The 20,870-nt window shown below is 44.3% G+C and carries 18 protein-coding genes and 1 tRNA gene; 10 read left to right on the forward strand and 9 right to left on the reverse strand.

Going from position 1 to position 20,870, the window contains the following annotated elements:
- Positions 1-3: 3 nt before the first annotated feature.
- The 4 genes from atpA to atpC are packed head-to-tail and all read left to right on the forward strand — an operon-like array spanning position 4 to position 4,318.
- A complete protein-coding gene (gene atpA, locus N2317_06520) occupies positions 4-1,515 on the forward strand; it encodes a F0F1 ATP synthase subunit alpha (protein ID MCX7817146.1) in 1,512 nt (503 codons plus the stop codon).
- Positions 1,516-1,562: 47 nt separating this feature from the next.
- Positions 1,563-2,444, forward strand: a complete 882-nt coding sequence (atpG, locus tag N2317_06525; protein MCX7817147.1) for an ATP synthase F1 subunit gamma — start codon at positions 1,563-1,565, stop codon at positions 2,442-2,444.
- Positions 2,445-2,477: 33 nt separating this feature from the next.
- Positions 2,478-3,890: a F0F1 ATP synthase subunit beta gene (gene atpD / locus N2317_06530; protein ID MCX7817148.1), complete on the forward strand. Its 1,413-nt coding sequence runs from the start codon at positions 2,478-2,480 to the stop codon at positions 3,888-3,890.
- 20 nt (positions 3,891-3,910) lie between these two features.
- The gene (atpC, locus tag N2317_06535) at positions 3,911-4,318 is read left to right on the forward strand and encodes an ATP synthase F1 subunit epsilon (protein ID MCX7817149.1); all 408 of its coding nucleotides are present in this window, start codon (positions 3,911-3,913) and stop codon (positions 4,316-4,318) included.
- Positions 4,319-4,369: 51 nt separating this feature from the next.
- Here the strand turns inward: atpC and greA are convergent, their stop codons facing one another.
- The gene (gene greA / locus N2317_06540; protein ID MCX7817150.1) at positions 4,370-4,840 is read right to left on the reverse strand and encodes a transcription elongation factor GreA; all 471 of its coding nucleotides are present in this window, start codon (positions 4,838-4,840) and stop codon (positions 4,370-4,372) included.
- A gap of 123 nt (positions 4,841-4,963) precedes the next feature.
- Here greA and moaA point away from each other — a divergent pair, with 123 nt between their 5' ends.
- Both moaA and amrS read left to right on the forward strand, forming a co-directional pair.
- Entirely contained in the window at positions 4,964-5,959 is a 996-nt protein-coding gene (gene moaA / locus N2317_06545; GenBank protein ID MCX7817151.1) for a GTP 3',8-cyclase MoaA, read from the forward strand.
- A 25-nt stretch (positions 5,960-5,984) separates the two neighbouring features.
- Entirely contained in the window at positions 5,985-6,992 is a 1,008-nt protein-coding gene (gene amrS, locus N2317_06550; protein ID MCX7817152.1) for an AmmeMemoRadiSam system radical SAM enzyme, read from the forward strand.
- 15 nt (positions 6,993-7,007) lie between these two features.
- Here the strand turns inward: amrS and N2317_06555 are convergent, their stop codons facing one another.
- Positions 7,008-7,286: a DUF2007 domain-containing protein gene (locus N2317_06555; protein ID MCX7817153.1), complete on the reverse strand. Its 279-nt coding sequence runs from the start codon at positions 7,284-7,286 to the stop codon at positions 7,008-7,010.
- A 105-nt stretch (positions 7,287-7,391) separates the two neighbouring features.
- Between N2317_06555 and smc the strand changes: the two genes are divergently transcribed.
- The 4 genes from smc (at position 7,392) to N2317_06575 (ending at position 13,566) form a co-directional block, all read left to right on the forward strand.
- A complete protein-coding gene (gene smc, locus N2317_06560; GenBank protein MCX7817154.1) occupies positions 7,392-10,946 on the forward strand; it encodes a chromosome segregation protein SMC in 3,555 nt (1,184 codons plus the stop codon).
- Between the two features lie 32 nt (positions 10,947-10,978).
- Positions 10,979-11,923 (forward strand): signal recognition particle-docking protein FtsY, encoded by a 945-nt coding sequence (gene ftsY, locus N2317_06565; GenBank protein MCX7817155.1) that lies wholly within the window; start codon positions 10,979-10,981, stop codon positions 11,921-11,923.
- Positions 11,924-12,861: 938 nt separating this feature from the next.
- A tRNA-Arg gene (locus tag N2317_06570) sits at positions 12,862-12,935 on the forward strand.
- A 76-nt stretch (positions 12,936-13,011) separates the two neighbouring features.
- On the forward strand, positions 13,012-13,566 hold the full coding sequence (locus N2317_06575) for an isoprenylcysteine carboxylmethyltransferase family protein (GenBank protein MCX7817156.1): 555 nt from the start codon (positions 13,012-13,014) through the stop codon (positions 13,564-13,566).
- A 32-nt stretch (positions 13,567-13,598) separates the two neighbouring features.
- Here the strand turns inward: N2317_06575 and N2317_06580 are convergent, their stop codons facing one another.
- The 7 genes from N2317_06580 to N2317_06610 form a co-directional block, all read right to left on the reverse strand.
- Positions 13,599-14,330, reverse strand: a complete 732-nt coding sequence (locus tag N2317_06580; GenBank protein MCX7817157.1) for a DUF72 domain-containing protein — start codon at positions 14,328-14,330, stop codon at positions 13,599-13,601.
- A 95-nt stretch (positions 14,331-14,425) separates the two neighbouring features.
- The gene (locus N2317_06585; GenBank protein MCX7817158.1) at positions 14,426-15,607 is read right to left on the reverse strand and encodes a cysteine desulfurase; all 1,182 of its coding nucleotides are present in this window, start codon (positions 15,605-15,607) and stop codon (positions 14,426-14,428) included.
- A complete protein-coding gene (locus tag N2317_06590) occupies positions 15,604-16,596 on the reverse strand; it encodes a (Fe-S)-binding protein (protein ID MCX7817159.1) in 993 nt (330 codons plus the stop codon). Before N2317_06590 ends, N2317_06585 begins: the two co-directional genes overlap by 4 nt.
- A 14-nt stretch (positions 16,597-16,610) precedes the next feature.
- Positions 16,611-17,774, reverse strand: a complete 1,164-nt coding sequence (locus tag N2317_06595; protein MCX7817160.1) for an acyl-CoA dehydrogenase family protein — start codon at positions 17,772-17,774, stop codon at positions 16,611-16,613.
- Positions 17,775-17,843: 69 nt separating this feature from the next.
- Positions 17,844-19,178 carry a 4-hydroxybutyrate CoA-transferase gene (locus N2317_06600; protein MCX7817161.1) on the reverse strand — a complete coding sequence of 445 codons (1,335 nt, stop codon included), beginning with the start codon at positions 19,176-19,178 and terminating at the stop codon, positions 17,844-17,846.
- A 44-nt stretch (positions 19,179-19,222) separates the two neighbouring features.
- The gene (locus N2317_06605) at positions 19,223-19,684 is read right to left on the reverse strand and encodes a Zn-ribbon domain-containing OB-fold protein (protein MCX7817162.1); all 462 of its coding nucleotides are present in this window, start codon (positions 19,682-19,684) and stop codon (positions 19,223-19,225) included.
- 19 nt (positions 19,685-19,703) lie between these two features.
- The gene (locus tag N2317_06610; protein MCX7817163.1) at positions 19,704-20,870 is read right to left on the reverse strand and encodes a thiolase family protein; all 1,167 of its coding nucleotides are present in this window, start codon (positions 20,868-20,870) and stop codon (positions 19,704-19,706) included.

The raw sequence follows: 20,870 nt of genomic DNA on the forward strand, positions 1-20,870 counted from the left end.
AGAATGAATGGCATTAGAGCAGAAGAGATCAGTCAGATAATAGCCAAACAGATAAAGGAGTATGAGAAAAAACTTGATATAAGTGAAACGGGTACCGTGCTCTCTGTGGGAGATGGTATCGCCCGCGTATACGGTGTTCAGAATGCGATGGCTATGGAACTTCTGGAGTTTCCCGGCGGTATTTTAGGTATGGTGCTCAACCTAGAGAGAGATAACGTCGGTGTAGCAGTTTTGGGCGAGGTTACCCATATTAAAGAGGGGGATATAGTAAAGAGGACGGGTAAAATCGCGCAGGTTCCAGTGGGTGAGGCAGTTCTTGGGAGGATAATAGATGCGACTGGCGCTCCACTTGATGGTAAAGGACCTATTGAGGCGACAGAATTTCGCAGGATAGAGATGATCGCGCCGGGCGTTGTTCATCGCCAGCCAGTGAAAGAACCGATGTATACAGGTATCAAAGCAATTGATGCCATGACTCCCATTGGGCGAGGTCAAAGAGAGTTGATTATCGGTGATCGCCAGACTGGTAAGACTGCTATATGTATTGATGCTATCCTGAGGCAAAAAGATACGGGTGTCAAGTGCATATACGTTGCCATTGGCCAGAAAAAATCCACAGTTGCTCAAGTGGTGGAGACGTTGCGCCGATATGACGCGCTGAAGTACACTTGTGTAGTTGCAGCCTGTGCCAGTGACCCTGCAACTTTGCAGTATATTGCAGCGTATTCAGGATGTGCAATTGGTGAGTATTTCCGCGACCGGGGTCAACACGCCTTGATTATATACGATGATCTTTCTAAACAGGCGGTTGCTTATCGTCAGATTTCCCTATTGCTTAGAAGACCTCCTGGACGTGAGGCGTATCCGGGTGACATCTTTTATAACCACTCTCGTCTGCTTGAAAGGGCTGCCAAGCTCAGTGATGAAAAAGGTGGTGGATCTCTTACGGCTCTTCCAATAATAGAAACGCAAGCAGGTGACGTGTCAGCGTATATTCCTACAAACGTTATTTCGATCACGGACGGTCAGGTTTACCTAGAGCCCGGATTGTTTTATTCTGGTATACGACCCGCAATTAACGTTGGATTATCGGTGTCACGAGTGGGTGGTGCCGCTCAGGTAAAAGCGATGAAACAAGTGGCAGCCACACTGAAGCTTGATCTAGCTCAGTATCGCGAACTGGCGGCTTTTGCTCAGTTCGGTAGCGAATTAGATAAGGCTACGCAAGCCCAGCTCGAGAGGGGTGTGCGGTTGGTTGAGATTCTAAAACAACCACAGTTCCAGCCGATGTCACTTTCGGAGGAGGTTGTTGTCCTCTTTGCTGGAACAAGGGGCTTTTTGGATAAATATCCGGTTCACCGGATCAGGGATTACGAAAATCAGCTTCTCTCTTTTGTTAAAGGTAGATATCCTGAAATAATGAGGGAGATTGAGGAGAAGCAAGAAATAAGTCCCGAACTAGAAAAAAAGATGAGAGAAGTACTTTCAGAGTTTGATTCGGTGTTTGGGGCGTAATTAGCATGTTCTATGTACGAACTTATATGTGAAATAGGGGTGATAAAGTGGCCGCACTCAAAGATTTAAGAAGGAAGATTCAGGCTGTACAAAAAACCAAGCAGATTACCAGAGCCATGAACATGGTGGCGGCCTCTAAGTTGAGGAATGCACAGCAGAGATTGGAGAGTTTTCGCCCCTACGCTGGCAAATTTATGGAAGTGTTGAATAGTTTGGCTCTTCGTGTAGATACCAGGTCACATCCTCTTCTTGCTGTGCGTCCACCCAGGAGGATCTGGGTTGTCTGCATAACTGCAGATCGTGGATTATGTGGTGGCTTTAATTCCAATATAATTAGGGCTACGGAGAGGTTTGTTCAGGTCAAGACTGCAGAGGGTGCTGATGTGACGGTGATCCCCGTTGGACGAAAGGGGAGAGATTATTTCCGCAAAAAACAGAAGATAATTTACCCCCGGGCAGATGTCATGGGAAGGTTTGATATGAGTCTTGCTGTTTCAATTGCCCGTGACATTATACCCCCGTTCGTTCAGGAGGAGTATGATGAGTTATATGTGGTGTACAGCGAGTTCAGAAATACAATGGTTCAGCGACCTGCAGTGGTGAGGTTGTTACCACTACCTGCCATTGGTTCAGAAGAGGCGGTTGACCCCGATAAGCGGATAGAGTATATTTACGAGCCCTCGGATGAGCTACTTCTGGATCAGTTGCTCCCGATGTATGTTCGGGTTTTGCTATTCCGAGCATTGCTTGAAACTTCGGCGGGGGAAAATGCTGCCCGGATGGTAGCGATGGATAATGCAACAAGGAACTGCGATGAGCTTATCAATTCCTTGACGCTTAAGATGAATAAGGCAAGGCAAGCAGCAATTACCGCGGAGCTGATGGACATAGTTGGCGGTACAGAGGCTCTAGCAAAAAGTAGAACCTAACCTAAAAAGTACCTAGGGGTAAGGAGAATTGGTATGAATAAGAATATAGGAAAGGTAGTACAGGTCATAGGACCCGTTGTAGACGTTGAGTTCCCGGAAGGCCATCTTCCGAGTATCATGAACGCTATATTGATTACAAACCCTGCAATAAATGATGAGGAAGGTAACCTCGTTGTGGAAGTTGCTCAGCATCTAGGTGACAATGTTGTTAGATGCATAGCTATGGACATCACTGATGGTCTTGTAAGGGGAATGCCGGCGAAGGACACAGGGGCCCCTATAATGGTACCCGTTGGCAGGGAAATTTTGGGGCGGATACTGAACGTAGTGGGAAGGCCAGTTGATGAGCTTGGTCCAGTAGATGCAAAGCACTGGGCACCTATCCATCGTGAAGCTCCCAGTTTCCTTGAACAGGATACGTCTGTTACAGTTCTTGAAACGGGCATCAAGGTTATAGACCTGCTTGTGCCTTTCCCTCGCGGCGGAAAAATGGGCATGTTTGGTGGTGCTGGGGTTGGCAAGACAGTTGTTATGATGGAGATGATCCACAATATCGCTATGCATCATGGAGGTATTTCAGTATTTGCCGGTGTGGGTGAAAGAACAAGGGAAGGAAATGACCTGTATCTGGAAATGAAACAATCGGGTGTTATAAAACAGGCAGCACTGATATATGGTCAAATGACAGAACCTCCGGGAGCGCGTGCACGCGTTGCTTTGACAGCATTGGCGGCGGCGGAGTATTTCCGGGATGTGGAAGGGCAGGATGTGCTTCTATTCATCGATAATATTTTCCGTTTTACTCAGGCGGGATCTGAAGTTTCGGCTCTCTTGGGGCGAATGCCCTCTGCCGTTGGTTACCAGCCTACCTTGGCGACGGACTTAGGTGAACTTCAGGAGCGTATTACCTCAACGACAAAAGGCTCTATTACAGCAGTGCAGTGTGTTTACGTCCCCGCAGATGACTTAACGGACCCAGCGCCTGCTACAACTTTTGCTCATCTCGATGGAACGGTTGTTCTTTCGCGCCCAATCGCAGAGCTGGGTATCTATCCTGCGGTTGATCCTTTAGATTCAACTTCCCGTATTTTGGATCCCCGTGTTGTCGGTGAAGAGCACTACCAGGTTGCACGTCAAGTGCAGATGACCCTGCAGAAGTACAAGGATCTTCAGGATATCATTGCCATTCTTGGAATGGATGAGCTTTCCGAGGAGGACAAGTTGACGGTTAGCAGGGCTAGAAAGATCCAGCGATTCTTATCACAGCCATTCTTCGTGGCGTCTCAGTTTACGGGTGTGGAAGGAAAGTATGTGCCGGTAAGTGAGACTGTTAGGGGATTTAAGGAGATACTCGAAGGTAAACACGATCATCTGCCGGAACAGGCCTTTTATATGGTTGGTACAATCGATGAAGCTGTAGAAAAGGCAAAGAGGTTGATGGAGTAGTTTGACACAGGGAGGAAAGGATGGCCGATGATTTGTTATTAGAGCTCGTTACACCGGAGAAGCTTGCCTTTAGTGGGAAGGTGGAAGAGGTAACAATACCTGGATCTGAAGGAGAGTTCGGCGTACTGCGAGGTCACGCAGCCCTTTTGAGTGCCGTTCAGGTTGGTGAATTGAGCTTCGTACATGAGAATAAAAGATACTATTATGCCGTTACAACGGGATATGCAGAGGTACTGTCAGGTAAAGTGACAGTTCTAGTGGAATCTGCAGAAAGGTCTGATACAATCGACAAAGATGAGGTTCGTAAACTCAAAGCGGAACTTGAGGCACAGCTCCAGAAGGTCTCAAAGGAGGATCCAAAGTTTTTGAAAATATCTGAGGAATTGAAGATCGCGGAAACACGTCTCAAAGTTGCAGAAAAAGCATGATTGCTTGAAGTTTCACAGAGATATGGCCGGGTAACACTTTACCCGGTTTTTTTATATACAAATATCGAGAATTTGAATCGTTTTTTTACCGCCGGGTGTTTGCACCACAACCGTATCACCAACAGTTTTGCCTATAAGAGCTTTACCAATGGGCGAAGTAACAGATATTTTGTTCTGGCTAATATCGGATTCAAAGGGGCCTACTAGTTTGTACGAAAGGATTTCTCCTGTATTTACATCTTCAATGGAAACTGTGGTTCCGAAGACGACTTTATCGGTGCTCAGGTTGCTCGTGTCTACTACCTCTACAGAAGATAGGTTTGATTCCAACTCTTTTATTCTACTGTGTATGAACGCTTGACGTTCTTTGGCGGCAGTGTACTCGGCATTTTCAGATAGGTCGCCGTGCGCTCGCGCCGCTTCGATATCACGAATGTTTTCCTGCATGACTACAGTTTTAAGATATTCCAATTCTTTTTTTAATTTCTCATAACCTTCTTTTGTGATCGGGACTTTTCTCATGTGTAATCCCATTTTAATTTTTCTGCGGAAAGCTAATGAAGTTAAGACGTATTGTCAAGGGTAAAGTAACTTATAGCTTGTAGGACTCATTAATCTGTGTTAGCAAAAGAGTCGAATATCCTTATGAAGGACAGATCCGGCAGAAAGATAAACTACCTCAGGATTTCTGTTACCGATAGATGTAATTTGCGCTGTCTTTACTGTATGCCCGAGGGGGAACTATCCGTCATTCCCCAAAAGGATATCCTAAGCTATGAGGAAATGTTACGTGTTGTAAAAGTGGCGGTTAAGCTTGGTATACGTAAGGTTCGCGTAACGGGAGGAGAACCTCTGGTGAGGAAGAGGATAGACTACTTTTTAAAACAACTCTCCACGCTGGAGGGGCTTTTTGAGATTACAATGACCACCAACGGGACTCTACTAGGAGAATTTCTTGACTGTCTAAAGTGGTCTGGTGTGAGTCGAGTAAATGTGAGTCTCGACTCCCTGGATGGAGATAAATACCGTTTCATTACCGGTGGTGGAAATCTAAAAGATGTGTTGTTTGGGTTATACACAGCTGTGACACGGGGTTTGTTTCCACTTAAGGTTAATGTAGTGATGATTAGGGGATTCAATGATGATGAGATTCTTGATTTTGTTCGTTTTTCAAACGAAGTGCCTTGTGAGATTCGTTTCATTGAGCTCATGCCTGTCTGCGAGATAATGAATGGTTATCACGAGAAATTCATTTCCATTCAGGAAGTTATGAGCGTTATAAAAGAGCATTATAATCTAGAGCTCCTTCCTCCTACCCATGATGAGAGTAGTGGTCCTGCTCGAAGGTATAGAATAAAAAATCAGGAGGGCATCGTCGGTTTTATAGGTCCTATGAGTGATAATTTCTGTGAGAACTGCAACCGCATTAGACTTACGGCGGATGGGTATTTACGCCCTTGTCTCTTTTCAGATAGGGAGGTTGATGTCAAAAGGATGCTGCGGAGTAGTTCGGAGGATAAAGAAATAGCGGTAGCGATTGAGGAGGCGGTGAGAAAAAAGCCCCAAAGAGGGACACAATGCCATGCACAACACCAATTTTCCCTTCCGGTAGGACGACCTATGTGTGTCATAGGTGGGTAGTGAGGTGTTTCAGGAGGAATGTGTTATGCACGAAGCAATGTTGTACGAGAGAGGGGAAAATAAAGAGATTAGGTGTAATTTATGTGCCCATAGGTGTAGGATAAGTTTAGGACGACGCGGTGTGTGTGGGGTAAGGGAGAATGTGGATGGGACACTTTACTCACTCGTATACGGTAAGCTGATTGCAGAGAACGTTGATCCAATCGAGAAGAAACCACTCTTTCACATTTATCCAGGCTCACGTTCTTATTCCATTGCGACCGTGGGGTGCAATTTTCGTTGCCTCTTTTGTCAGAATGCTGACATTTCCCAGATGCCACGGGAAACCGGTGAAATTATGGGGAGAAAGGCAACACCTGAAGAGGTTGTGGAAAGGGCCATCCGTTCAGGATCTCGTACAGTTGCCTATACTTATACCGAGCCCACAGTATTTTTTGAATTCGCCTTTGATGTGGCTACATACGCCGCCAAAAGAGGTTTGAAAAACGTTTTCGTCACCAACGGCTATATGACTCATGAGGCACTGGAAACAATCGCTCCTGTTCTTCATGGTGCAAATGTGGATCTTAAGTCTTTTCAGGAGGAATTTTACATCAAACAGTGCGGAGCTAAATTATCACCCGTACTGGATTCTCTCAAAAAGATGAAAGAACTTGGCATCTGGGTGGAAGTGACTACTCTGATCATACCAGGTTTGAACGACAGTAAAGAAGAACTCAGAAAAATTGCGGAGTTTGTTCTGAGTCTTGGAAGGGAAACACCCTGGCATGTAAGCCGTTTCTATCCCCGTTACAAGGTGTTGGATAAGCATCCCACCCCTATAGAAACCGTGTATAAAGCCCTTAAAATAGGCAGGGATGTGGGGCTTAAGTACGTGTACAGCGGAAACATCCCCGGTGGCGAGGGAGAGGATACTTTCTGTGCTAACTGTGGCAAAACCCTCGTATCACGATATGGATACTTAATAAAAGGGTACTATGTGAAGGATGGTCGTTGTTCGTACTGTGGAGAAACACTGGACGGTATTTTTTAACGCCACCCTGAAGATTCATTCGGACGGAGTATCCCACGGAATTTCTCCCTCCTCAAAAGATTTGAGCAGAATATCTTTAGCGCGGGCTTCATCTGTCTCTGAGACAAAGATTTTAACTTCACCGAGGCCATCTATTGTTATACCATAAATGGGACCTGCAGCGTCGTATTTTAACCTTGTAGGAATTCCCTCTGATTCTAGTCTGCCAGTGATGATACTGGCTTCTAACATACCAGATGCTGTGTATATGTATACCCAACGCTGTTCATCCATATCATGGATCCTTACACTCATTTGACACTTCTGTGAAGATACAACATATTGTGTTTTTTGTTTTTTTAGGCCATATATGTTGTATTTCTTGTTTACGTGCAGGTTTTTTTCTGTTAATTTAGGGACATGAGATTAACGCGGATAGAGATATTCGGTTTCAAATCATTTAGGGACCGCGTTATTTTTGATTTTCCGGGGGGTATTACCGCAATAGTTGGTCCCAATGGAGCCGGAAAAAGTAATTTCGTTGACGCGCTGCGGTGGGTAATGGGTGAACAGAGAATAAGGTCCTTGCGGGGTAAAAGTATGCAGGATGTGCTTTTTGCTGGGACTGATCAAATGCAACCCTCGAATTTGGCCGAGGTATCCATCATTCTCAATCGCCGTCCCGATTTTTCTTTTCCTTCTCCTTATGAGAGCTGTGATGAAGTAATGATAACGAGACGTCTTTACCGGGATGGAGAAAGTGAATACGAAATAAATCGTGTGTCTTGTCGTTTGTCGGATGTTCGGGAATTTTTCATGGGAACCGGTGTTGGTTCTCGATCGTATGCGGTCATTGAGCAAAATAACATATTTGACCTGGTGGAGGCGCGGCCAGAGGATAGGCGGTATTTCATTGAAGAAGCTGCGGGCATATCCAAGTACAAGAGCCGCAGAGAAGAAGCAATGCGAAAAATGGAAGCAGCGAAGCAGAATCTTCTACGGGTGAATGACGTTCTTAAAGAAGTAAAAACGAATCTAAATTCCCTGAAGCGTCAAGCCAGAAGAGCAGAGCAATTTAGGTCTCTGAAAAATGCAGTCAGGGAGAATGAGATCCTTTTAGCGCGGTATGTAAACGGCGAATTGCTTGCCTCAAAAATGGAGCTGCTGAAGGAGTTGGAGGTTCTGACAGAGAAGGTTGAGGGGCTGGAGATTCAATTGAACCAGATTGAACTTATTAGGGAGGAAGGAAAAATAAAGTTGATAGATCTTGAAGGGCGTCGGGAACTTTTTGAAAAGGATCTCTTCAATTTTAAACATCAAATCGAGTTGAAGGAGAAGGAGATAGAATACTCAGAGAGCAAAATAGAGGAATTGATCAGGGACAGGGAAAGATGGGTCTCTGTCAGTTTGAAGGGAAAGGAGAGACTTGAAATAATTGAAAAAAACATTTTGGAATGGAACGAACGTATCGCCAATATCGAGATGGAACTTTCTATGAAGAGAAAAAACATTGAAAAGTTGGAGTATGAAGTTAGAAAGTGGCGTGAAGAGGAATGGAAGATTAGGAAGATGATCGATGAGAAGAAGAAACAGTACGTTGATATAGTAGCGGAAAGAGCGAGATTGAAGAATATGATTTTAATGTTTAACCGTACACTTGATGAAATGGAAAAGAGGCTAAATAGGGAGAAAGAAGAATTATCCAAACACGATCTTCAGTTGCAAGAGTTGAAAAAGAAGGAAAGTGCAATTCTAAAAGAATTGCAGGATTGGGAGAAGCGTGTTCTTGAGTTACAGAGCATGAAAGATGAAACATCTGAAAAAGAGAAAGATTTAAAAACAGTCACCGAAAAGCTTGATTTAATACTGGCTGAACTGAAAGATGAATTCGGTCATAAATCCACGCGGCTTAATTCTTTGAGGGAGTTTCATGATAGTTACGCATGGTGCAACGAAGCTACGCGTAATCTTCTAAAGATTAATAATCAGGAGTCCTCGTTGTGCTTTTTAGGATTGGTTGCAGATTTTATATCTGTACCACCTCCATATGAAAGGGCTGTGGAGGCTGTGTTAGGTGAAAAACTTGGATATGTTATTGTTAAAAACCCCGAGGATGGGGTTTCTGCTATTGAGTTATTGAAAAGACAGGCCTTAGGGAGAACTACATTTGTTCCTCTGGAGTTGAGGATTAGAAAAAGTGTAGATCAATCTTCTGAATGTCTGGAAGGTGTTGTGAAACTAATTAACTTCGTGGATGTTAGGGAAGAGTTTAGGCCTGTAGTGGAGTTTTTACTCGGCGATGTTATTTTGATACCTGATCTGAGGTCAGGTCTTAACCTTTGGAGGCAGAACGGTTTTCGTGGAACTTTTGTAACACCAGATGGGGACTTAATCACATCCAGTGGGCTTCTGAGTGGAGGTAGTGCTGGAGCAAATGAGCGGTATCCGCTTAAGGACAGAAGGGAAATGCGCGAACTGGAGTTATCTGTCCAAGATTTGAGGGCAACAATTGATAGTCTTACAGAAAAACGCCGATTGATCAAAGAAGAACAGGATAACTGCCATGTTACTTTAGCCAGGATTTCAGAGGAATTGCATGGGATTGAGATTAAGTGCAGCGGTCTTCGAAAGGATCTGGAAAAGGTTCATGAGGACCTTAGGAGAGCAGAGAGGGCACAGCTTGTTGGTAGGCTTAATGTGGAGCAGTTACTTCAGGATAAGATGGGATACGTTGATCAAAAGAAAAATGCTGAAGGTCATCTTGCTAAGATTCAAGAAGAAGTGGAATTCTTCGATGGCGAGCTAACTTCCATGGAATCACACTTGGATGAGATTGTGAGAACTATCCATGATAATGAGAGGAATTTGACTGAGGAAAAGGTTCAGTTAGTAAAAATTGAAGGAAACTTGAAAACGGCTATCAGAGAGAGGGAGTTACAGCTTAGAGACAAGAAGAAGATCCTTGAAAGTGTTTCCGAGGGTGAAAAGCAGATGATTTATCTGGATGAGAGGATATCGGAAATAAAAAGGAAAATAGCCGAAGACAAAAAGTTTATTGTAGAAACTCATGCTAGTTATTTAAATGCTGAGAAGAATCTGCAGTTACTTTTGGAGGAACTCAATGAACTCCGGGGGAAGCAAAATGATCTCGAGCAGGAGATCAAATCTATAAGGGCAAAGAGGGATGAAAAAACTGAAGAGTTGAGAAATGTGAAGGTAGAATTGGACCGAATTAAGAGTCAGTCCGATGCCCTGAGGCGGATGATAGGGGATAAGTACGGCGTAGACATTTCAAAGGATGATCGAATTGTTTCTCTTGAGTCAGAAGAAGTAGAAAGGATAGAGGCTAAATTGAGGAAGGACAGAGAAGAATTGGATAATTTTGGAGAAGTAAATCTCCTTGCCATAGATGAATACGAGCAGGTTAAATCGAGGTACGACTTTCTCACATCTCAGGTTTCTGATTTAAATAATTCTATCGCTACCTTGCAGAGGACAATTGCTCGGATCAATAGAGACTCCAGGGAAAGGTTTGCGGAAACATATAACGGTATCAATGGGTGTTTCCAAGAGGTGTTTTCCCGAATGTTTCCGGGAGGTAAGGCAGAATTGATACTTACGGATGAGAGTGATCTTCTTGAGACAGGTGTGGATATAAGTGTCCGCCTGCCCGGGAAAAAGGTTCAAAATATTTCGCTACTTTCCGGCGGTGAGAAATCAATGATCTCCATTGCGCTGATCATGGCTATTTTGATTTACAAACCGGCTCCTTTTCTTGTTCTCGACGAAGTAGATGCTGCACTCGACGATTCAAACATTGATACCTTCACTGTTTTACTTCAAGAAATAGCCGCGAGATCGCAGATAATATTAATTACACATAATAAGAGAACGATGGGTATAGCTGATCATATTTACGGCATTACAATGGAAAGGAAGGGTGTATCCACTGTTGTTTCAGTAAAAATGAAGTAAAAGAAAATTTTACAAGAAAAAGTGTAGATAAAATGTTGAGTGAAAAAAAAGGTTTCATTGATCGTTTGAAGCAGGGTCTTGAAAAGACCCGCAAATTACTTTTCACAGATATAAACGAAATCCTGTTCAGAAATAGGAAGATCGATCAGAGCCTCTACGATGAATTAGAGGAGATTCTGATTAAGGCTGATATCGGTCCTGCCTTAACTTTTGAACTCATAGATAGAGTGAAAGATCACGTAAGAAGGAAAGAAATAATCAGTGCAAATGAGCTTATACCGGTTTTAAAAGAAATAATGAGGGATATACTTATTAGGTGTGAAGAACCATTGGTTATCCCTGATAACGTTCTCTATACGATCATGGTAGTTGGGGTAAATGGAACGGGAAAGACAACAACGATAGCCAAACTTGCCCATGAGTTCAAACAGAAAGGGAAGTCTGTGATGCTTGTGGCTGCCGATACCTTTAGAGCCGCTGCGATCGAGCAGCTGGATATGTGGAGCAAAAGGGTAGGCGTAGCCATGATAAGTCAAAAAGTCAATGCCGATCCTGCGGCGGTGATTTATGATGGTTTGCAGGCGGCAAAGGCAAGAGGTATAAACATCGTAATAGTTGATACAGCGGGACGTCTTCATACAAAAGTTAATTTAATGGAGGAGCTCAAGAAAATAAGGCGTATCATGGCAAGGGAACTTCCCGGAGCACCCCATGAGGTATTACTCGTTATTGATGCAACAACCGGTCAAAATGGCATTGTACAGGCTCGAACGTTCAAAGAGGAGGCAGGTGTTACAGGTATTGCCCTTACGAAGCTTGATGGAACGGCGAAAGGAGGAGTTATTCTTCGCATTGCCAGTGAACTGCGAATACCGATTCGGTACATTGGTATAGGTGAGGGATTGGATGATCTCAGGCCTTTTAGTGCTCGCGAGTTTGTGGATGCCCTTTTTGAGGAGAAGGAAAGTGGAGAATGAATAAGATCATTGAGTGTGTGCCCAACGTGAGTGAAGGTCGGGATCCGACAAAAATTGCGAACATAGTTAAGGCGATAGAAAGTGTTAGAGGTGTTCGATTGTGTGATGTCCACTCTGATCCTGATCATAACCGATCTGTTTTTACATTTATGGGAGGGCAAGATGCTGTACTAGAAGCGGCACTAGCTTTGGGAGAAGTGGTAGTTGAATGTCTGGACATAAGCAAACACGAAGGTGTACATCCCCGTATCGGGGTCCTTGATGTGGTACCTTTTGTGCCCCTCGTTGGGGTGACTATGGAAGAAGCTGTTCGCACAGCGAGAAGCTTTGGAAAACTTTTCTCAGAGCATTTTCAGGTACCAGTTTATTATTATGAAGAAGCGGCAACTAGTGAGGAGAGAAGAAACTTGTCACGTATAAGAAAAGGTGGTCTGGAGGGTTTGCGCTCACGTATAAATGACCGAAGTTGGCTACCTGACGAAGGTCCGGCGTTATGTCATACAAAATGTGGGGTGACTGCCGTTGGGGCAAGGATTCCATTGGTGGCCTTTAACGTGAATCTTGACTCCAACGATCTCCAGTTGGCGAGAGTAATTGCGCGCGCAGTTAGGGAATCGGGAGGTGGTTTGCCTCACGTCAAAGCGCTGGGTTTATTTTTGCGTAGCCGAAGTATTGTTCAGGTTTCAATGAATCTTACAGACTACAGGGTAACTTCGATGAGGAAAGCCTTCGATGAAGTTAAAAGATTGGCTATGAATTCAGGTGTGGAGATTTTAGATTCTGAGCTTGTGGGACTTGCACCTGAGGCGGTACTTGATGAGGAAACAGCCTGTCATATACGCCTTATAGGGGGGTACGCAAAAAGTAGAACCATAGAGTTTCACGTGGAGCAAATTTTGTTGACACAGCGAAATGAGGCATGTTACTCATATTCCGGTGCCCCCGTAGCTCAGGAGGATAGAGCACCGGATTCCTAATCCGGGTGCCGCGCGTTCGAATCGCGCCGGGGGCATTAAGTTTTGTCTTAAGAACCTTTCAGATAGTAGCAAGTATACAGATATGGATTTTCGCTGTTTATGAGGATAATTGTGAATTTTATTTACCGTATAGTCACGGGTGAGAATCGGTTGCGCAAAATTTTAACCCCGATATTCGCGAGTTTCTTTCTTTTAGGGATTGTTCTTCTTATACTCATTGCATTTAAAACCGATGAATTTTTCCATATTTCGGGACCCTTACACTACCCCTGGAGTGTCGTTGTCTCTATTCCACTGCTATTTATAGGTGTGTTGTTGTGGGGATGGTCGGTTCTTCAGTTTTTTAAAGTCGGGGGAACCCCCGTACCTATTAATCCACCGGATGTGCTTGTTGATACCGGTCCGTATGCTTACACGAGAAACCCAATGCTCTCAGGTGTATATCTTATTCTCTTTGGTGTTGGTTTTATTACGGAATCACCATCACTTGTTTTTCTATATGCACCCCTCTTTGTGGTATTGAGCATCGTGCATTTTAAACTTATCGAAGAGCCTGAGTTGGAGAAACGCTTTGGTGAGGCGTATATTGAGTACAAGAGAAGAACTCCAATGATTATACCTGATGTAATCCTAAACTGGAGGGGAAAGAAAAAACTTAGATGTTAATAAATTTACTTCCAGCAGGCATCAACTAAAGTTTACCGCTTTTTTGCCAGAATTTCTTTCAATCTTGAGGCGTTCATTGGGGCATATCCGCCGAAGTCGTTATCGAAAAATACGTAAGTTTCTCTTTGCCATTCTAAAATCTTATTTGCCCAGATGTGCAACTCATCCTCGGTGTAGCTTGAAGCGTACAGTTTCTTAGATCCGTGGAGACGAATGTACACGAAACTTGCGGTAATCACCTCGGCATAGGGGTATCTACCCGCCGTATCAGATATACAGAAGGCGACACCGTATTTTTCCATGATTGAGAAGGCTCTCTCGTTTATCCAACTTTTGTTGCGCACCTCCAATGCACATGGATGCCTATATATCACAACGTTATCCAAAAAACGCAGTAGAGTATCCTCTTTGAACATGAGACTCGGGGGTAACTGAAAAAGAACAGGACCAAACTTTTCTCCAAGATTGCTAGCATCAGTGAAAAACTTCGCCAGTGGATCTTTCACCTCCTGGAGACGTTTGATGTGGGTGATGAATCTATTTGCCTTCACTGCCCAAACGAATCCCTCAGGTGTTTGGTTTCGCCAGTTTTCAAATGTGCTTGGTTTTGGTTGTCTATAGAATGTGGCGTTTATTTCAACTGTGGAGAAATGTTGACTGTAAAACGGGAGCCACTTCTTTTTGGGAAGCCCTGGTGGATAAAATACACCTTCCCAGTGGTTATAATTCCATCCAGAAGTGCCTATCTGTATCTTATGATTCATTTTTCAGCAGCAGATCTTTTTTAAGTATAACTCACCTTATGATTTTACCCTGCATGTAGCTGAAAAAAAGAATCTTCGTTGTTAGAAATCTCGCACTAGTAACAGCGGCGACTCCCCAGAGATTTCTCAAGTTCCTGAAGTGCGTACATTTTTTGTAACACCTTCGTTATGATTTCGACCGCCCGTTTTATTTGTCTTTCTGTATTACCCCATCCGAGACTGAATCTCACTGTACCTCTTGCTACTTCCGGAGGAACTCCAAGAGCAGCAATCACATGAGATATGTCTTTCTTTCCTGAGGTGCATGCAGAACCCGCAGATACGGCTACACCTTCTTTATCAAGAGATTTTGTAATCTCTTCGCCATCAAGCATAGGAAATGAAATACTCAGAATATGGGGCAAGCGATTCTCAGTATTACCGTGTATACGACAATCGGGGAATTTTTCAATAATGGATTTTTGAAGTAGATCACGTAAATACTGGAGATTTTCAGTTCTTTCTTGCATCTCCTTCTCTGCAATTTCACATGCCTTGCTATACCCCACAATTGCTGCGACATTTTCTGTCCCCGCCCGGATATTTCTTTCTTGGTGACCTCCTGTAATTATAGGGCTGATTTTTGTGCCCCGTCTGACAAAGAGGGCGCCTACACCCTTTGGTCCGTTTATTTTATGAGCTGAAAATGACATGAGATCTACGGGTAAAAGCCTGACGTCGAGAGGAATTTTCCCCACAGTCTGCACAGCATCTATATGAAACAGAACACCGTTTTCTTCTGCAATTTTCCCTATAATTTCAACGGGTTCGATCGTACCTATTTCATTGTTCGCATGCATTATGGTTATCAGAATGGTTTTATCAGTGATCGCCTCTCTAATAGCATCAATGTCCACTGTACCTGTGCTATCAACTGGTATGTACGTGACGCTTAATCCCTTTCGTTCGAGGTCTCTGCATGTGTTTAGCACCGATGGATGCTCAATAGCTGAGGTTATTATGTGTGTTCCTCTGTTTTGTTGACATTCTACCACACCACGAATAGCTAAATTGTTTGCTTCCGTACCGCTTCCAGTAAAGATAATCTCTTCCGCATCGGCGCCTATCAATCTGGCTACTTGATAACGAGATTCTTCAATTGCATTCTTCGTTACTTTTCCGAATGCATGCGTGCTTGATGGGTTTCCAAAGTGTTTTTTTATGAAGGGTACCATTGCTTCCCATACTTCTCTTCTTAGAGGAGTTGTAGCACAGTGGTCTAAATATATGGGTTTCATAGTTCGCCAATGGCTAGACGACAGATATCGGTAAGCATCAGAGGTATAAGATTTGCTGTTTTGCATTTGTCAGAGAGAGCATCCAGGCACATTGGACAGAGAAAAACCATGGCCTGCGCGCCGCTCGCGACCGCATCTCGGACATTATCATCTTGAAAGTAGGGGAATTTATCTCCTCTTTTGACGAGACCTTTAAGATCCTGTCCGCAGCACATGGAGTTTTCCCTGTCGTAGGTCCGATTTACCCGAAAAACTCCAATCAAGTGAAAAATTTCATCGAGGAGTGGTTCTTTCCAAGGGGTTAAACGGGAGGCACAGGGTCTCTGATATGCTACCTTTACGTTAAGGGGTTTGACATTTGACTTCAATTCCTGAAGTTTGTCCCTTAGGTATTCAAACAAGTGTACAGGCCTAAAAGGTAGTTCGATACCGTATTGGGGTGCAAGGTCAGTCATTAATGTATAGCAGTCGTCATGCATAAAAATGATTTCATCGCAGCCAAAAGATGCGTATTTTTCAACTAGGTGAGGTAATTTTTCTTGAACGATACTCTTATTGCCAAGGTGCACAAATAAAACATTACAGAAGAAGTGCCGTCCCCTTACCAATTCTAAACCTTCAAATAGTCTGCCTTCAGGGGGGTGGGGTAGATTGCCTGCAACTGTGCAGAGGGAGAGGATGCGACCTTTGACTTTAGGGGCTTGGAATGGTTCTTTAGGGGAAAAGCGTTCTTGAATTAAGGATAAAACGTTTGAATTTACGTAGTCACCTCTTTTCCCCAGATGTTCCAAGATGAGGTCGAAAGGTCGGGCTCCCTTAGTGCAAAATTCATTGCACGCAAAACAGGTGATGCATTTATTTAACCATGCTCCTTCCCCAAACTGGTATAGGTTCTTTAATGCTTTTCCTCCACTTACTTTATCGAAGTTCAAGTAAAGACAACTTTCGAGACATTCACCGCAGAAATCACATTTCCGCACGTCAAACATGATTCCTCTTTCCCTCAGGAGAAATCTTTGAGGCCAAGGATTTCCCTAGCGATTATGAGGATCTGGATTTCGTCTGTTCCCCCTCCGATTTGCTGGAGTTTTGCATCGCGCATCATGCGCTCCACTGGGAATTCCTTCATATAGCCGTAGCCACCCAGTATTTGGACTGCTTCGGTCGTTATCTTCATAGCAGCTCTCGCTGTGAAAAGCTTAGTGTAGGAAGCTATAAGGTTCATTTCACGGGACATGTGCATACCCATATCGGCCATCTTAGCGCCTTTATAGGTGATAAGATGTGAGAGCTCAATAAGCATCGCCATTTTTGCTAGTTTTGCTTGAATCAGTTGGAATGATGCAATTGGTTTTCCAAACTGGATCCTTTGTTTTGCATAATTAAGTGCACATTCATAAGCACCACGGGAAAGACCAAGGGACATGGCACCTAGACATACCCTTTCTGTATTGAGACCACTCATAAGAACTTGGGCTCCTCTGTTTTCCCCACCGAGAAGATTCTCAGCGGGAACTAGGCAATCCTCAAATATCAGCTCACCAGTCGGTGATCCTCGCCAGCCCATCTTCTCAAACTTTTTCCCCCTCTGGAAACCGGGGAAGTTTTTTTCGACAATGAAGGCTGATACTCCCTTGGGGCCCATTTCGGGAGCGGTTTTTGCATAAACAACGAAGATGTCACCCACAGGGCCATTGGATATAAAGATTTTACTACCGTTCAGTACATAAAAATCACCCCTGTGTTCCGCTTTAAGGCGCATGGACATTACGTCGGAACCAGCGGTGGGTTCCGTCATCGCCAACCCGCCGATCAATTCACCCTTGCAGAGAGATGGTAGGTACTTTTTTAGCTGAAATTCGTTTCCATTGCGTCTGATATTATCAACACATAGTAGAGCGTGAGTTCCCCAGGAGGCAGCAGTGGAAAGGCAAACGGCGGACAATTCTTCGCATATTATGCATAACTCTGTGTAACCAGCACCTCCGCCTCCGAACTCGGGTGGAACTGTGATACCCAAGAGTCCCATGTCTCGAAGCTTGTTAAAGCTCTCTATGGGAAAGCGTTCATCCCGGTCTATTTCATAAGCCAGAGGTGCGACCTCTTTTCGGGCAAATTGGCGTATCGTTTCCCTGAGCATCTTTTGTTCGTCTGTGAACTCAATCATATAAACCTCTTCCATAATTACTCCCCGGTTGCCCTAAAAGAAGAGCAACCGGGTTCTCCTCTTTTTCAATCAGAATACTTTTTTCTTAAGCAAACCCATCTCTCTAGCTGCTTTCTCCAGTTCTTCGCGGAAGTTGGGATGGGCGATGTTGATTAGTGCCTCAGCCCTTTCCGGTTCTGTTCTTCCATAGAGATCTGCTATGCCATACTCAGTGACCACTATACCCGCATAATGGCGGGGCACTGTAACGCGGGCACCGGGGCTCAATGTTGGAACAATGCGAGATCGTGTACCTTTCATTGCGGTGGAGGGAAGGAGGTTTATAGCTCTTCCACCAGGAGACAAGAAGGCACCAATGACGAAGTCGAGTTGTCCACCTGTTCCGCTTCTCATTCTGAAACCGTAAGATTCAGAGTTAATCTGACCGTAGAGATCTATCTCTACGGAGCCATTGATTGCCACCACGTTATGTTCCTGAGCTATTACACTTATGTTGTTTGCGTAGAACGTCTGTCGCCATTCGCACATAGGGTTATTGGCTAGAAAATCGTATAGTTCTTTGTCGCCGAGTGTGAAAGCGAGAACTATTTTGCCGGGATTTATTTTTTTGTATTTGCATGTAACAATGCCCTTTTCCACAAGTAGATGTGTTCCAGCAGGTGCCATTTCTGTGTGAATACCAAGATCTTTGAGATTTGAGTTCAGTAGCAACTTGCTTATCATTGCTGGAACTGCTCCAATACCCACCTGGAGGCAATCGCGATCTCTAATCAAGGAAACAACGTTTTCCGCCATTTTAACTTCTACATCTGAGGGTTGGGGAGTTGGTATTGCAGGAATTGGACTGGAATTTTCCACAAAAGCATCAAACATAGATACGTGGAAATTGGTTTCCCCGTATGTTCTTGGCATCTGATCGTTTACTTCAGCGATGATGTAATCTGCTTGCTGCATAAGGGTGTAGGTATAAAAGGTGTCAAGGCCGAGGTTTACATAACCATGTTCATCAGGGGGTGTGACCTGCGTGATGATTCCCATCCTTCTCGGGTAAAGTCGCTTCCTATGGGGCATTTTTATTGCTATATCCGAACTCTGGCATGGCCAGAAATTTGCCCATTCACTGTCGGCAAGTGCTTGCTGATGCGGCATGGGTGAGTAAAATGCTGGTACTAGCTTAAATGTATCTCGATATTCGGGTTGAAAGATCTTGTAAGGTCTTAAGACAAGGGCAAAGTTGTACTCTACATCTTCAAGTTCATCCTTCCGCGCTGCGATAGCGTCCATGATCAGGTTAGTGGGTTGACCAAGACAAAGTGGTGTCCAAAAGCGATCTCCAGATTTAATGAGTTTTGCTGCCTCTTCGGCACTCATCAATCTGCTTTTGTAGATTTCCTTCCAGCTCATAGGTACCTCCTTTTATTTATTTTCCCCCATAGACAGGCTTTTTTCTACACAGGCTTGAAATAAAGAATATCCATGATATGTCCTTTTCGGTCTTCGCTCCAAACTGCCTTTACCTTCATGCCGTTTTTCACAATTTTGGAGACATTCTCGAAGCTGCTGAGATCAAAGCCTCCAATGAGATGTAGGAAATTCACGTCTGTTCCATCTAGCCTTATAAGAGCACCAATGTAAGGTGGTTCTGTAGGCATACCGAAATAACGGTAATTCACATATGACCATGCTTCCACAGTTCCTTCCTGGTTTACTTCCACCCACTCATCTGTTTCCACAAAGCACCGAGGACAAAAGCTCCTCGCAGGGACTAAAACCCTTTTACATTTTTTGCACTTGGTGCCGTATATTTTTTTCTCTTTCAATCCTTCGAAGAATCTTGTCCATGTAGCTCCGTATGCGATTTCATAGGGCAGATGAACTTCGGTTTTTAAGGTTCTATATTCTTTGGACATCGCTTTACCTCCCCATTTTTTATATTTCCGATCCCAGGATCATAATGCCGTTAAACTGGTCCACCCCACCCATAGCGTGTGCGAGGGCCAGTCTTGCTCCAGGTATTTGATGTTCTCCTGCTCTGCCTGTCACCTGGAGGGCTGCCTCTGCGACACGTATGAGACCTGTTGCACCAATGGGATTGGTGCACAGAACCCCTCCTGACGGGCAAACAGGGAGCTCACCTTTTCGTGAGAATGTTCCTTTCAGAACTAAATCAGGTGCTGTACCAAAGTCACAAAAACCGAAGCATTCGTAGAATAACATTTCCTGGTATGTAAATGGATTGTATACTTCCGCAACATCGAGCTCCTTAAGTGGGTTTTTGATTCCCGCCTGGTCGTATGCCTGCTTGGCAGATTGGATAGCGCTTTGCCACATAACTTTGTCGCTATCGCCAAAAAACTGTTCATCACCTCTGTATCCAACACCCTTCACCCACGCTGCTTTTCGGCCCATTTTTTTTGCTACCCTCTCAGAAGCGAAAATGACTGCACAAGCGCCATCAGAGTTGGGACATACATCCAACAGTCGAATGGGGTACGTTATTATACGTGAGTTTTTCACATCATCCATTGTAACTTTTATCTTGATGTGTGCGTATGGATTGTCAAATGCGCTGTCATGGTGTGTTACGGAAATGTACGCGGCAGCATCTCGTATTTTTTCTTCTGGAAGGTTATAGCGAGCTGCCCACATCTGGGACTGCATGGAAAACACGCCTGGTGCTCCGGCTATGAAGTAGCGCTGGTAAAAAGGTTCTGCGACAGTAGTCATCGTGGCTTGACTATCCCCTTCTGACATCTTCTCGTGTCCCACGGCCAGCACGACATCTGCCATTCCCGATGCTACCCAGTAAAACGCCGTGTGGGCGATGGAAACCCCAGTGGAACCACAGGTTTCCGTTTTTAGAATGGGTTTACCCACAGCTTGCATGACCTCAGCGAAATAAAAATGGGTAAGGGCAATACCCTCCATCATTGAGGGCATTGTTCCGGATACTACACCGTCAATATCATTGGGGGAAAAGCCCGTATCTTCGAAAACCCTCACGATGGCTTCTCTAACGAGATCAGGATAGGAAACATCCAGTCTCCTTCCGTGATTTGTTTGACCTACGCCGACTATTGCAACTGCTCTTGCCAT

This window comes from Syntrophales bacterium (genome assembly GCA_026417625.1).
GTDB lineage: Bacteria > Desulfobacterota > Syntrophia > Syntrophales > UBA8958 > JAOACW01.

Excerpts from the sequence above, each read along its gene's own strand:
- atpA (MCX7817146.1), top strand. The coding sequence starts at position 4 with ATGAATGGCATTAGAGCAGAAGAGATCAGTCAGATAATAGCCAAACAG.
- atpD (MCX7817148.1), top strand. The coding sequence starts at position 2,478 with ATGAATAAGAATATAGGAAAGGTAGTACAGGTCATAGGACCCGTTGTA.
- atpC (MCX7817149.1), top strand. The coding sequence starts at position 3,911 with ATGGCCGATGATTTGTTATTAGAGCTCGTTACACCGGAGAAGCTTGCC.
- greA (MCX7817150.1), bottom strand. The coding sequence starts at position 4,840 with ATGAGAAAAGTCCCGATCACAAAAGAAGGTTATGAGAAATTAAAAAAA.
- moaA (MCX7817151.1), top strand. The coding sequence starts at position 4,964 with ATGAAGGACAGATCCGGCAGAAAGATAAACTACCTCAGGATTTCTGTT.
- amrS (MCX7817152.1), top strand. The coding sequence starts at position 5,985 with ATGCACGAAGCAATGTTGTACGAGAGAGGGGAAAATAAAGAGATTAGG.
- N2317_06555 (MCX7817153.1), bottom strand. The coding sequence starts at position 7,286 with ATGAGTGTAAGGATCCATGATATGGATGAACAGCGTTGGGTATACATA.
- smc (MCX7817154.1), top strand. The coding sequence starts at position 7,392 with ATGAGATTAACGCGGATAGAGATATTCGGTTTCAAATCATTTAGGGAC.
- ftsY (MCX7817155.1), top strand. The coding sequence starts at position 10,979 with ATGTTGAGTGAAAAAAAAGGTTTCATTGATCGTTTGAAGCAGGGTCTT.
- N2317_06580 (MCX7817157.1), bottom strand. The coding sequence starts at position 14,330 with ATGAATCATAAGATACAGATAGGCACTTCTGGATGGAATTATAACCAC.
- N2317_06585 (MCX7817158.1), bottom strand. The coding sequence starts at position 15,607 with ATGAAACCCATATATTTAGACCACTGTGCTACAACTCCTCTAAGAAGA.
- N2317_06590 (MCX7817159.1), bottom strand. The coding sequence starts at position 16,596 with ATGTTTGACGTGCGGAAATGTGATTTCTGCGGTGAATGTCTCGAAAGT.
- N2317_06595 (MCX7817160.1), bottom strand. The coding sequence starts at position 17,774 with ATGATTGAGTTCACAGACGAACAAAAGATGCTCAGGGAAACGATACGC.
- N2317_06600 (MCX7817161.1), bottom strand. The coding sequence starts at position 19,178 with ATGAGCTGGAAGGAAATCTACAAAAGCAGATTGATGAGTGCCGAAGAG.
- N2317_06605 (MCX7817162.1), bottom strand. The coding sequence starts at position 19,684 with ATGTCCAAAGAATATAGAACCTTAAAAACCGAAGTTCATCTGCCCTAT.
- N2317_06610 (MCX7817163.1), bottom strand. The coding sequence starts at position 20,870 with ATGGCAAGAGCAGTTGCAATAGTCGGCGTAGGTCAAACAAATCACGGA.